The sequence below is a fragment of the Mycobacteriales bacterium genome, from assembly GCA_036497565.1.
Classification (GTDB): domain Bacteria; phylum Actinomycetota; class Actinomycetes; order Mycobacteriales; family QHCD01; genus DASXJE01.
This window is the reverse complement of sequence record DASXJE010000204.1, coordinates 1-13,769: the sequence shown is the minus strand read 5'-3', so window position 1 is coordinate 13,769 and position 13,769 is coordinate 1. Positions and strand designations below refer to the sequence as shown.

The 13,769-nt window shown below is 71.7% G+C and carries 8 protein-coding genes; 7 read left to right on the top strand and 1 reads right to left on the bottom strand.

From position 1 onward, the window contains the following. From VGH85_16765 to VGH85_16745, 5 genes are all read left to right on the top strand, one after another. On the top strand, nt 1-181 hold a 181-nt coding region (locus VGH85_16765), incomplete at its 5' end, for a hypothetical protein (protein HEY2175460.1). A 94-nt stretch (nt 182-275) separates the two neighbouring features. Continuing rightward, on the top strand, nt 276-2,522 hold the full coding sequence (locus VGH85_16760) for a DUF6603 domain-containing protein (GenBank protein HEY2175459.1): 2,247 nt from the start codon (nt 276-278) through the stop codon (nt 2,520-2,522). After that, nucleotides 2,523-5,069 carry a hypothetical protein gene (locus tag VGH85_16755; protein HEY2175458.1) on the top strand — a complete coding sequence of 849 codons (2,547 nt, stop codon included), beginning with the start codon at nt 2,523-2,525 and terminating at the stop codon, nt 5,067-5,069. Beyond that, on the top strand, nt 5,066-8,731 hold the full coding sequence (locus VGH85_16750; GenBank protein HEY2175457.1) for a hypothetical protein: 3,666 nt from the start codon (nt 5,066-5,068) through the stop codon (nt 8,729-8,731). Before VGH85_16755 ends, VGH85_16750 begins: the two co-directional genes overlap by 4 nt. Continuing rightward, nucleotides 8,728-10,290 (top strand): hypothetical protein, encoded by a 1,563-nt coding sequence (locus tag VGH85_16745; GenBank protein ID HEY2175456.1) that lies wholly within the window; start codon nt 8,728-8,730, stop codon nt 10,288-10,290. Before VGH85_16750 ends, VGH85_16745 begins: the two co-directional genes overlap by 4 nt. Before the next feature lie 7 nt (nt 10,291-10,297). On the opposite strand, the gene VGH85_16740 is transcribed toward VGH85_16745, so the two are convergent. Next, a complete protein-coding gene (locus tag VGH85_16740; protein HEY2175455.1) occupies nt 10,298-12,256 on the bottom strand; it encodes an acetoacetate--CoA ligase in 1,959 nt (652 codons plus the stop codon). A 111-nt stretch (nt 12,257-12,367) separates the two neighbouring features. Here VGH85_16740 and VGH85_16735 point away from each other — a divergent pair, with 111 nt between their 5' ends. Continuing rightward, nucleotides 12,368-13,363, top strand: a complete 996-nt coding sequence (locus VGH85_16735; GenBank protein ID HEY2175454.1) for a VOC family protein — start codon at nt 12,368-12,370, stop codon at nt 13,361-13,363. Next, nucleotides 13,360-13,769 (top strand): GNAT family N-acetyltransferase (locus tag VGH85_16730; GenBank protein HEY2175453.1); only part of this gene is annotated, 410 nt, incomplete at its 3' end. The genes VGH85_16735 and VGH85_16730, both read left to right, overlap by 4 nt.

The following is a 13,769-nucleotide window of genomic DNA, read 5'->3' as shown; positions in this document are numbered from 1 at the left end:
GGCGACCTTCAGCTGGTCGCAGGAACTGCCGTCGCTCCGGCTGCCGATCCGGGGCGCCAGCGAGGGCGGATACACCGGGTATCGGGTGCGGCTGCCGCTGACCGTCGCCGCCCTCGCCTGGCTGTGCGACGAGCAGGAGTGCCGGTCGGTCGTCGGCGACGCATTCGCCGACCAGACGTGACGGCGTAGGGCCGCGGCGCGGCGTCTTCGGCGAACCGTCTCGTCGGGAGTGCCCGGGCGCTAGGGTGAGCCAACTTCGGGCGAACAGGGATGGCATGGCCGCTGGCGAGGTCACGTCGTACGCCGTTCGGCTGCGTGATGCGCTCAGTGCCGGCGCCGACGCCCAACTGCAGAGCGAGTTGACGCAGTTGGTTGCGGCCGCCCAGTCATTGGAGGCGGCGCTCGCCGGCGACCCGCTGTCGGTTGCCGCGGCGCAGGCTGCGTGGGAATCGGCCCGTGACCAGATCGCGGGCCACCTCGCCGACTTCCTGCTCGGTGTGCTGGCGGACGTGCCCGGGCTCGCCGGGCTTGCCGACGACCTCGGCGACATCGCCACCAGCGGCATCCACGGCGAGGTCGACCTCGGGCCGGTGCACCTGTCGGTGGCGTCGTCGACCCTGGTTGTCCAGCCGCCGACGTTGCCCGACGGGACGGTTCCGGCGCCGATCCCGGTCGGTCCGTTCGAGGTCGGCGAGATCGCGGCGTCACTGTCCTCGCCGTTCGGTGGCGGCCTGCCCGGTGGTGGTTCGATCGTGCGGCTGCCCGGCGCGGGCGGTTACGGCGGCACGCTCGAGTTGCCGCTCGGCCCGGCGCAGGTTAGTGCTGCGGCGGTGCTGGCCACGATCGACGGCGAGCCGTCTTTCCTGGCGATCCTCGGAATCGCCTTCCTGCCGCCGATCCAGCTGTCCTTCGGCTTCTCCCTCGACCGCGTCGGTGGCATCGTCGGGGTCAATCGCCGCGCCGATACCGACGCGCTGCGCGCGGCCGTGCGCACGGGCACGGCCGGTGACGTGCTGTTCGCCACCCGGCCACCGGCTTCGCCGCTGGCGCTGGTCACCGCGGCCGATCATCTCTTTCCGGCCCACCCGGGGACCCATCTCGTCGGCCCGTCGCTGCGGGTGTCGTGGCTGTCGTTCGGACCATCAGGCAGCCTGTTGTCGCTCGACCTCGGCGTGGTCGTCGAGATCCCGACCGGCAAGGTCGTCATCCTCGGCGTCGCCCGGGCGGCGATACCCGGCCTGGACTTCGTGCTCAACCTGCGCCTCGATCTGCTCGGCGAGATCGATCCGGTGCAGGAGTTGGTGTCGATCGACGCCAGCCTGGTCGACAGCCACGTACTCGGCATCTTCGAGATCTACGGCGACGCCGCCATGCGGTTCAGCTGGGGGTCGAACGGTTACTTCGTCGTGTCGGTCGGCGGCTTCTATCCGGGGTTCAATCCGGAGCCGGCGCGGATACCCGCGATGCGCCGGGTGGGGCTGGCCATCGACAACCCGATCTCGATCATCGACATCCGGGTCGAGGGTTACTTCGCGATCACCTCCAACTCGGTGCAGTTCGGCGGTCGGCTCGAGGTCGGCATCGACCTCGTCATCGAGGCGCACGGGTTCGTCCAGGTCGACGCGATCGTGCAGTTCCGGCCGTTCCACTTCGAGGCGAAGATCTCGGCCGGCTTCGACGTATCGGTGGAGGGCTTCAGCTTCGCGTCGGTGACCCTGGACGGGTCGATCGCGGGACCCGGCCCGGTCGTCATCCATGGGTCACTGAGCATCGACGTGTTCCTCTTCTCGATCTCCTGGGACCAGACGTTCACCCTGGGCAGCGGGCCGTCGGACACGCTGCCGACCCCGCCGCGACTTCTGGACGTGGTGGCCGAGGAGTTCGGCAAGCCCGCCAACGTGCATGCCGGCAGCGTCAGCGACCCGGACGTCGTCCTGGCGCCGCGGCCGGGCCGGGACTCGGTCGCCGCCGTACCGCCGACCGGCACCCTGCGGGTCGAACAGACCCGGGCTCCGCTCGGGCTGCTCATCGAGCGGGTCGACGGCCGACCGTTGGACGGTGGCCAGGGCGTCGTCGTGACCACGGCCGGCGCCGACGTGACCGAGCGGTTCAGCCCGGGCAGCTACGTCATCCTCACCGCCGCCGAAGCGGTCAACCGGCCGCCCTTCGACCTGCTGGCGAGCGGCCGGGAGCTGTCACTACCCGACCCGCCCCCGTTCGACCCGGTGGCCGAGACCCGCAAGGTCGAGCAGATCGTCATCACCGGTGGCCACCGCCACGTACTCACCGGTGAGGTGCTGGCGCTGGGGGACATGGCCGCGCTCACCGACGCGGCCCGCCGCCCGCCGACACTGAGCGATCCGACGTCGATGGTGGCGGTGGATCTGGAGGAGTGGACCACCGTCGCGGGTGGGACGTTCAGCAGCGCCACCGCCGCGCACCAGTCCGCGCGGTACAACGACTCGGTCGCTCTGGCCGCCATCGACGCCGCGGCGCCGGTCTCACTGGCAGGGGTGGTCTGAGTGGCCGCCACCTACTTCTCGCGGGCCGAGAAGGCGTTGCGGATCGGAGCCACCACCGTCGTCGCCGGCCGGCTGCAGAGCACGGTGCCGGTCGGCATCGCCGACCTCGCGAACCCCGCGGATACCCGGTCGATCGACACCGACTACGAACTGTTCGGCCCCGGTCACGTCCAACGGCTCGCGGTCGGCGCCATCGTCCGGCGCTTCCCGGCGCCGGGCTCGAGCGACGCCGAGCAGCCCAAGGTGGCACTGATCGAGTTCTCCGCCGTCGACCTGCCATGGCGCTACACGCCCCGGGCGGCCGCCGGCGCGGTGTTGCGCCCGTGGCTGGTGCTCGTCGTCGGCCGTCGTACGCCGGACGAGATCGTCCTGCGCCCGGACGGACAGGTCGGCCTCGGTACGGCGACCCAGCAGGTCCACGCGCTGGCCGACTCGTCGCAGTGGGCGCACGTGCACGACGTCGACGGGCGCCGGGTGGCGCGGCTCCTGTCGCCGGCGCCGTTCGCACAGGAGACCGAATACGTCGCGTGCCTGGTGCCGGCGTTCACGGCGGACGGGGCCGACGCCTGGACGGGTACGGCGCCGGTCACCTGCCCGTGCTACGACACCTGGACGTTCCGGACCGGGCCGCTCGGCGACTTTCCCGAACTCGCCGCGAAGCTGCACAAGGCCGACCTGGCCGCGATCGACGCAGCCGGCGGGACGCCGTTCGGCAGAGCCGACGTCACCTATCTCCGGCGCGGCCCGGGGGATCCGGACAGCTGGCTGCTCAGCACCGCCGGCGCGCTGCGGCTGCCGGCGGACCCGGTCGGTGGGCCGGATCCGGCGGACCAGCCACCGCCCCCCGACGTGACGATCGAGACGACTCATCTCAGCGACCGCATCGTCACCCCGGACGGCCGCGGCGTGGTGACCGCACCGCGTTACGACGCGCCGTTCGCGACACTCGTCGACCAGGAGACGTTCACCGCCGGCGGGTGGATCGATGAGCTGCGGGGCGACCCGCGGCCTCGTGGCGCGGCCGGGCTCGGTGCCTGGAACGCGATCGAATGGCAGGACCGGATCGCCGACGCCGCGACCACCAAGCTGGCCGGTCTATCCGTCGCCGACGACCGCATCCGTCACGTCGCCCTGGGAGTCGAGGCAAGTCGCTCCGTCTGGCGCCGCCGGGTGCCGACGCTCGCCGCCGCGGCCGATCTGCTCGCCGTCCTCCTCCCCGTGCTCGGCCGGTTGCCGACCGATGGGGGAACCGTCCTCGACGCGGTCGCCGGCCACACTCCGGGCCTGTGCCGTGCATTGTTCTCGTCGGCGGCCCGCCGCGCGCTGCGTCCCGGACCGGCACGCACCGCCCGCGCGGCCGATGGTGCCGCCGATCTGGGCGCCGTACTCCGCAGTGCCAACCGGTGCCCGGCACCCGCCGACGACCCGGCCGACATCCCGCCCCGGCGCGACGTCGACCCGCGCCGGGTCGAGGAGGCGACGAAGACCGCCGTCGAGGCCGCAGCCGACGGCGACGAAGACCTCGCCGGTCGCATTCTGGACCGGCTGCTCGGCGCCGGTCGGCCGCCCAGTCCTGCGGATCTCACCGCGGCGCTGCTTGCGCTCGCCCCCGGTAAGGACGGCCGGCCCGATCGGGCGGCGGTGCAGGCGTTTCTCAACACCCAGGAGCATCCCGTCCCCACCACTCAGGTCTCGGGGTGGACCGGCTGGGTCGACGAGTTCGCGCCGCCGACACCGTGCGAGCCGGTCGACCTCACCGGGCTCGCCGGCGCCGTCGCCGGGGCCGTCGACCCGACCGTCGAGCAACCGCCCGCGGTGCTGCGGGTGCTGGCGACGCTTCCCGGCCGCACCGGCATCGGCCCGGTTGAAGTCGAACCGGAACTCGACCTGCCGCTGTGGAGCTTCCTGTCGGCGTCCGCTCCGGACTGGATGCTGCCCGGCGCCGGTGACCTGATCGAAGGCGACGTGGTCGCCCTGGCGACCAACCCGGCGTTCGTCGAGGCGCTGCTCGCCGGTGCCAACCAGCAGACCAGCGGCGAGCTGCGCTGGCGCAACATCCCGCTCGTCACCCGCTGGTCGCCGCTCCGCAAGTTCTGGCAGCGCAGCTCCGGCCAACTCGACATCCTCCCGATCAAGAACTGGCCGCAGGCGCAGCCACTCGGCGGCCCGGCGCTCGTCGACGGCGGCCACGCCGCGGAGGCCGTGGTGGCCTTCAAAACGCCGCTCTTCCGGCGCTATCCCTCGACCGTCGTCTACCTCTACGCCGCCGACGCCGCGTTCACCCCACCCGGAGCGGGGGACGTGCTCGTCGACGCCAACCGGGTCGAACACGTCTTCACCGGCACCATCGGCTCCGACATCACCTTCTTCGGTTTCCCCATCGACCCGGGCAAGCTGGCCGACTACTGGGTCGTGCTGGAGGAACCACCGGCCGGCTACCGCTTCTTCGAGCAGAGCGCGGCGCTCGTCGCCGACTCATCCGCGGCCAACTACGCCTTCAACCGCTTCGCACTCCCCGTCCGGGTCCTGATCGGGCCGCTGCTATGACCACCGTCGAGGTACTCGCCCCGCTGCGGCTCGAAACCCGATTCGTGTCGCCGGCCGACCGCACGGACGAAGTGCCCCAGTGGCTGTTGCGGATCCGCGTCTACCCCGACGAGTTCTCGGTGCCCCGCACCGTCGTACCACCGTCGCCCGACGAGCTCGACCGGCTCGTCGAGGCCGTCGGAGCCATGGCCGCCGATCCGCCGATCGACGAAGCGGCGGCATTCGCCCGGTTCGCGGCCGCGGTGGGCGCCGGACGCGGTCTTGGTCTGTGGCGGCGTTGCGTAGTTGCCGACGGCGCTGGCGGCCTGACGGTCGACCGCACCGATCAAACCGAGCCGTCCGGGCTGCAGGTGCACGGCGTGGTCGGCCTGCCGACGCAGCTGCAGGTGTGGTTCGTCTACGCCGACGGCACTCGGCAACCCGCTGCGACGCTCGCACTCGACCTCGCAGGCATCGCCGCCGACCTCGACATCACGTCGTTCGCCGGCTCCGCCGAAATCGCCGCCGGAACTCTGCCCGACACCTGGTGGCTGTCCTACCGGCGCGCTGTGGAGGTCGGCCTGGCCGTCGATATCGACATCGGCGCCGACCCTCCCGCGCTCGATGCCCTCGTCGTACTCGGGGTGGGGGACACCGACGCCGCCGACCTCGTCGACGCGCACAACGCCGCCGCGGCGTTGGCCGTCCTGGCGCCCGGTACGCCGACCAACAGCGTGGAAGGTGAGCCGACCACCGACTTCGGTACCGACGCCGATTCCGTCTACCCGTTGCTGCACCTCGACCCGGCTGCGCAGGAGTCCACCGGGTCCGTGCTCACGGCGCTGACCGGCCGGCTCCCCGCGGACGCGCTTCCGATGCTCGGGGGAGACCTGGATTTCCGCGAGCCCGGATCCCTTGCGGTGCGAGGATTCTGGCCGGTGCTGTGGGGCCGGGCGTTGCGCGACGTCGTCACCGGCGACGAGCCGGACATCGATCTGGCCCGGTGGGCGAGCCGCTACCTCGCAGTCGAGGGTCCGCGACCGGCGATCCGGATCGGTGAGCAGCCCTACGGTCTGCTGCCGACGTCGGCCTTCACGTCGTGGGTGGCCGATCCCGGCGATCCCCTGACGCCGGTCGAAGAACGCGTCCTTCGTTGGGCGCTGGCGTGGTGCGCCGGCGCGGCGGCCGCGGCCGAGGCGGCTCACCCGTGGGTCGACGACGCCGACACCGACGCGTTGCTGGATGTGCTCGGGCTGCACGCACCCAACCGGCACTGGCAGGTGCGGCCGGTGGCCGACCTCGTCGCCGTACAGGTGGCTCGAATCATGGCCGGGATGGAGCCGGTCACGTTGACCGAATGGGACACCGACACCGCGGTGAGCTGGCGCAACTGGCCGGCTCCTGCCTTCCCGATCGCCGCCGCCGCCCACGCCGGCCCCGTGCCCGGCCCGCCCTCCGACGCGGTTGACGACCCGGAGCGCCTCAAAGAGCTGTGCACGATGGACCCGGAGCCGCTGTATTTCCAGGGTTTCGACAAGCTCGGCCTGGTCGGACACCTGTTCCGTGAATCGCTGATCGCCGCGCGCGCCGTGGTCGGCGAGGCGATCACACGTTGGCAGGACGCCGGCTTCGTCGATCTCGCCCAGCCGCTGCCGCTCGACGACGAGAACGCCTACCGCACCTACGTGATGCGCGGTGGCGAGTCGTCGGTGACCCAGCTGGAGACGGCGACCGACGGCAACGGCGAGCTGGTCGCCACGCGGTTCCGCGAGGTGCAGAAGGCGCTCGTCGCCGTCGCCGACCTATGGGCGGACCAGCACGACGCGTTGTTCCGGGCGACGCTCGCGGCACTCGATACGGCAACATTCCGCGTCGATCCGTGGCTGACGGGGCTCGCCGAGCGTCGCCTGCGGGGCATGATCACCGACGGCGCGCCGTTCCTGCTCGGCGCCTACGGGTGGGTGGACGCCCCGCAGCCCGCCGCCGCGACGGGTGCGTTGGCGCCGGGGCCGACCGTCGCCGGTCTGCTGCATGCCCCGTCGCGCGATCAGGCGTTGACGGCCGCGCTGCTGCGCGACGCCGCGGTCCGACATTCCGCCGACACGCGCTGGGACCTGACGATCGACTCGGCGAAGGTCCGCGACTCGATCGCGCTCGCCGAGCGGGTGCGCCTGGGTCTGCACCCGTACGAGGCCCTCGGTCTGGAGGTCGAGAAGGTGGCGGGTGACTGGGACGTCGTACGCGTCCTGCGCGGGACCTACCCGCTGGCCGGCGGGCAGGACACCCGCCGGGTCTGTGACGGCGCGGCGGTGCTCGCCGCGGCGCGCACGGGCGCCCTGGTCGCGGGCCTGCCGGCCGACCTCCCCGACCGGCTTGCGCCGCTGGACGACGTACTGGACACCTACGCCGACCTCCTGATGGCCGACGGAGTGCACGCGCTGGTCACCGGCCGGGCGGATCTCGCCAACGCCGCCATGGAGGCCGCCGCCGGGCTCGGTTCGCCGCCGGAGCTGCGCGCGATCCGCACCCCGCGCGCGGCCACCACGGTTCGGGTCGGCGCGTGGGTGCTGCTGCCCGAGGGCGACGTCCCGCCCCTCACGGCCGGTACGGCTCCCGCCGACGTCGCCGATCCGGCGTTCGCCGCGCTGGTCGCCGGTGAGCTCGGCGCCATCCCGACCGCCGCGGACCGGCAGCGGCTGGCCGGCGTACTCGGCGGAGGGGATCCCCACGCGCCGGTGCCGACGCTGGTCGGCGGATCGTACGACGGCCTGCCGGCCACCGCCGACGACGACCTGCGCACGGCGATGGGTACCGACCTCGACGCCCGGCTGGACCGGCTGCGTGTGCTGACGCAGACGGTGCACGACGCCGTCGCCGCGCTCGACCCCGACGTCGCCGGCAGCGCCGACGAGATCACCGCAGTGGCCGGGCGGTGGAACGTGGATCTCAGCGGCGTGGCACCCGACGACCCCATGGCCGCAGCGCCGGCCACCGCCGACCTGCAGGCGGCACTGGCCGCGGCGCTCGCCGACCGGCTGACCGCAAACCCCGCGCCGCCACCCGGACAGACGACCGATGCGGCGCTGAACCAACGACGGGCCGCCCTGCGCGCAATGGCCGGCGACGCGGCGCTGCCGGTCCTGCCGGTCGTCGCAGCGGAGTTGCTGCCGGCATTGCATGCCGCGCCGGCCCTTGACGAGGCGTGGCTGGAGATCGTCGCCGCGGTCCGGCCCAGGCTCACCGCGCTGGAGGCGCACCAGTTCGGGACGCCGTGGCCGGCGGCCCTCGCCGCGCCCGGTGGGTCCACCGACCCGTGGCTGCCGGCCGGACCGGTGCTAGCCGCCTACGGTCCGGCCGCCGCGCACCCACCGGCACGGGTGGCCGTCGCCGCGCTCGACGCCTGGACTGATTCGGTGCCCGGCCGGCGGCACACCACCGCCGCCACGTTCGGGTTCAACTCACCGAAATCCCGTGCCCCACAGGCGATTCTGCTGGCCGTGCCGCCCGACCCGACGACGCGGCTGGACACCGCGGGACTGCTCGATGTCGTGCTGCAGACGCGGCAGCTGGCGCACGCGCGCGCGGCCCGGCCAGGTGACCGCGGCGGCCTGCCCTACGCGACGCCGGCCCCGCTCGTGCACGCATCGGAGCCCGTGAGCTTCCTCGCCGGATGGCCGGCATGACCACGCCGCTCTACCTCTGGCTCGAGCCGGGCCGGCCCGACCTCGACGAAGGCTTCCGCGCCCGGGTCGCCGATCCGGTCTGGTTCCTCGCCCGGCAGTGGCAGCTCGGCGAGCAGCACGGCGAGGACGCCTCCAGCCCGGTCGCGATCGACGTGACCTCCCGGCACATCCCGATCAGCTACGACCCGGCGCGGCCGGACCTCGACCCCACCGTCGTGCCGGCGGAAGCGTTGTTGGAGGCCGAACCCGGCGACTGGTGGACGATGGGGCGGCGGCTGCGCCTCGGCCGGGCGGTCGCGCCGTCGCTCGACGCCGACAGCCGATCCCGATTCGCCGTCGGCACGTTGCCGCCGCCGTACGACCGACTCGCCGACGAGGTCGACGGACGGGCCGTGTTCGACTCCGGCGTGCTGGCCGGCGACGCCATCTGGTCGGAGGTTCCGGTGCCGCTGCCGGACCGTTGGTCGAGCAGCGAACTCGACTACGCCGCGTCGTTCGAGGCTGAGGACACGGCGCTGCGGGCGCCGGGGCACGACGGCGGCGACGTCGACTGGTTCACCGTCGACGGTGATCCGGACGCGGTCGTCGTCCCGCCGGCCGATGCCACCGCCGCGCAGCGTCGGCTCGTCGTTCCGAGCCGGCTGGACTATCCCGGCGCGCCCAACCCGCGTTGGTGGCAACTGGAGGACCGGGCGGTCGACATCGGCGGCTTCGCACCGGACCGGGCACACCTGTCCACGATGCTTCTGATCGATGTCGCCGTTGCGCACTCCGACGACTGGTTCACCTTCCATGTCCCGCCGCCGCTCGTCGCGGGGGAGGACCCGCCGTCCGTCGGCGTACTCGTTCGGCTCTCCGACGTCACGGTGAAGGACAGCTTCGACCAGGTCTGGCCCCTGAGCGCTCCGCCGGCCACCGGGCCCGGTGCATGGTCGCTCTTCCACACCGCGGGCCTCGCCGAGTCCGAACTCCTCGTCTGGCCGGTCGCCGTCGCGCCGAATACCGGCCAGGTGCTCGACGACGTACTGATCGGCGTCGACGAGGACGCCAACCTCGCGTGGGCGGTCGAGCTGCGCGCCGACGGGCTCCCACTCCTGCCCGATGCCGGGACCGACGCGGCCGTCGCCGAAACGACCCGCACCGGCACCCGCAACTTCCGATACCTGCCGTCGACCACCCTGCCCGACCACTGGCACCCCTATCAGCGGGTGCGCACCGGCGACCCGGCCGACGACCCGGCGGTGGTGGCGAGCGCGGGCGACGGGAAGTCGGGCTACTGGCGGCAGGCGGTGCTCGCCGACCTCACCGGCCCGGTGCCCGTGCCGCGCCCCGGTCCGGTCTCGCGGCTGATCGGCGGTCCGTCGGGCAACGGTCTCGGCCGCGGGCACGAGCTTGCCCCGACGGCGATCCCCAGCAACGGGGTGCGGCTGCAACGGCGTGCGATCCTCGCCCGCGACACTGCGGGTCGGCCGGTGCTCTGGGTCGAGCGCAGCAGCCGACCGGTCTCCGGACCGCCCACGTCGCACCTGCGCTACGACGTGTTCGCGGAGGACAGCTGACCGGTCCTCAGGTCGGACTACCGACCCGGTGGCTGACGAACTGCTGCAGAGACGTCGGGTTGCGCAGCGCGCCTTCGCTGACCACATTCTGTGGGGCCGCTCCCCACAGAATCCGTTTCACCGGCACCTCACACTTCTTCCCGGTGAGGGTGTGCGGGACGTCGTCCACGCGGATGATGCGATCGGGCGCATGACGGGGGGACAGCTCGCTGCGGAGTCCTCGCCGGATCCGGCCGGCGAGTTCCTCGGTGAGGTCGTGGCCGGGTTCGACGACGACGAACAGCAGGAGCTCACCGGCCCTTCCCTCCCCGCTGGTGTCGACGACGAGGCTGTCGGTGACCTCGGGGAAGGCCTCCACGATCTGGTAGAACTCGCTCGTCCCGCTCCGGATGCCGCCCCGGTTGAGGGTGGCGTCGGACCGGCCCAGGATGATGAACGTGCCGCGACCGGTCTCCGTCGTCCAGTCACCGTGCCGCCAGACGCCGGGGTAGGTGTCGAAGTAGCTCTCGTGCAGCCGCTCGCCGGTGGGGTCGTTCCAGAACCCGGTCGGCATCGACGGGAACGGCTTTTCGATGACGAGTTCACCGACCTCGTCGAGCACCGGTCGGCCCTGGTCGTCGTAGACGGCGACGGCTGCGCCCAACGCCGCACACTGGATCTCGCCGGCGTAGACGGGCAGGAGCGGACAGGACCCCACCCACGCCGAACAGATGTCCGTGCCGCCGCTGATCGACGCGATCATCACGTCGGAGCCGATGGAGTTGAGGATCCAGTGGTAGCCCGGCGGCAGGAGCGGGGAACCGGTCGAGCCGAGAGTGCGCAACGACGTCAGGTCGTGGTCTAGTCCCGGCTCGATCCCGTTCCGCATGCACTCCTGTAGATACGCCGCGCTCACGCCGAATACGGTGATTTTCTCGCGCTCGGCCAGCCGCCACAGCACCGACAGATCCGGATGCACGGGGCTGCCGTCGAAGAGCACACACGTCGCTCCGCGCAGCAGACCGCCGAGGAGGATGTTCCACATCACCCACCCGGTCGTCGTATGCCAGAAGAACCGGTCTCGCGCTGAGACGTCGAGGTTCATCCCGAGGAAGACGTCAAGCACGAGCACGACCCCGCCGTGTCCGTGCACGATGGGCTTCGGCGGTCCGGTCGTGCCGCTGGTGTAGAGCACCCACAGCGGGTGGTCGAAGGCGACCTGCGCGTAGGCCGGCTCGGCCGGCTGGGCCACGCAGTCCTGCCAGCTCACGGTGTCCCGCCAGGTGACGGTGTCATCGGCCGGGACGCGGATCGTCGCGCGGAGCGAAGGCAGCGCGTCGCGGACCCGCTGGATCGTCGGGCTGATGTCGAAGAACCGGCCGCCGTAGGTGTAGCCGTCGGTGGCGATGAGCACCTTGGGAGCGATCTGCTCGAACCGGTCGACGACGCTGCGGTCGCCGAACTCTGGCGAACAGACCGACCATACGGCGCCGAGGCTCGCGGTCGCGAGGAAGGCCACCGTCGCCTCGAGCCGGTTCGGGAGCACCGCGGCGACCCGGTCGCCCTTTTCGACGCCCAGCCTGGTCAGGGCACCTGCGAGTGCGGCCGCCTGGCGACGCAACTCCCCGCGGCTGATCCTGGTGACCTCCGCGCTCTCGTCGCAGCAGATCAGTGCGGGCTCCGAGTCCGGCCCGGTCAACGCCTGTTCGGCGTAGTTGAGCTCGGCGCCGGGGAACCAGTGCTGTGCCTCCATCGAACCTTCGAACGCCGTGCGGTATGTCGTCGGGCCGAGATCGAAGTACTCCCAGGCCGCGTCCCAGAATTCGCCGGCGTCCTCGATCGACCAGCGCCACAGCTCGTCGTAACTGGCGAAGGACCGTCCCCGGTGCTCGGACAGCCACGCGATCAGTCGACTGATCTCCGCCCCCTGGACCCGCTCCTTCGTAGGCTCCCAGAGGAGGTCACCGAAACCGCCACCGTCGGGCATCTCCACCTCCTTGGGACCGAGCCTGCCGGAGATCGAGGGCCTGCGCCAGCGCTTGTGCCGGCAAGCCGCCGCGCGGCAGACTGGTCGCGGCTGCCGGAAGGGATCTGCGACATGATCGACGTGATCGATCGGGCTCGCGACGTCATCGATCTTCTCGAGCGCAACGATGTCGATGCCTTACGCGCTCGGTGCTCCGAGCGTCTCCGGGACTGGTCCGCCGCGGAGTGGGTGCGGGATGCGTGGATGCCGCGGCTGAACGATTTCGCCGGTGCGGAACGTCGCATCATCCGGGGTTGGGCGGTCTCCGATCTCGTGGCCCGCTTCATCATCGAAGGCGACCGTGGGCAGGCATTTGTGACGGTCCGGTTGGACGCCGAAGGGATGCTGGAGGGTCTGGGAGTCGATGCCGACGACCGGGACGGTGGTTTCGGCGTCATCATCCAATGCGGTGCAGATCGGTGCGATGAGCTGCAGACGTTCTACGCCAAGCTCGTGCGCGCACCACTGGGCTTCGGTGAGGGTGGCGATTCACCGGCCCCCCGCTGGCCGGATCCGGCGTACCCACAACAGATGCACCTCGACATACTCGTGCCCGACCTCGACGCTGCCGAGGAGGTCGTGCTCGCCGACGGCGCGACGAAACTCCAGGACAGGGGTGGGTTCCGGACCTACGCCGATCCGCTCGGGCATCCCTTCTGTCTCTATCCGGACACCTCTGGCGAAGGCGATCTCTACGGCCGGCTCGGCGTCCTCGCGCGGGTCGTCATCGACTGTCCCGATCCGGCGGCGCTCGCGTCGTTCTACGGCGGACTGTTGGAAATGCCGAGGACGATGGAGTCCTCGGTGGACCGGGTCGTGATCGCGCGCGAGGACGGCAAGCTCCCGATGCTCGGGATGCAGCGTGTCCAGGACTATCTGCCTCCGAGGTGGCCCGATCCCCGATATCCGGCGCAGCTGCACTTCGACATCAAGTTCGACGACCGCGAGACGGCGGAACGACGAGCCATCGCGCTCGGGGCGACTCTGCTCCCGCCGCAAGGAGGGAGTTGTCCCGTCTACGCCGACCCTGCGGGGCACCCCTTCTGCCTGTGCATGCCCGGTGAGTGAACCGTGGACGTGCGGCGTGCACCGAGAACGATCTGGAGGTCCTACAGGCCCGGTGGCCGGTGCCCGGCCAAGTGCATGACGCGCACTACCTGCGCCAGCAGGAGGGCAGTGCGACCTACCTGGTCGCATGGGACGGTGCCGAGCCCGTCGGCTCGGGAATGGTTCAGTGGCGTGGCTGCGTGATGGACAATGCGCGGGCCAGCTACCCCGACGGCATCGAAGTGAACCATCTACAGGTGCGGCCGGCCCTACGGGGTCGGGGAGCCGGCACGTCGCTCCTGCTCGCGGCGGAACGCATGGTTCGGGAGCGTGGACACGATCTGATTGCCGTGAGTGTGGCCGCGGAGAATGCGGATGCGGCTCGGCTCTATCAACGTCTCGGGTATCAACCGACCGGTGTGATCGA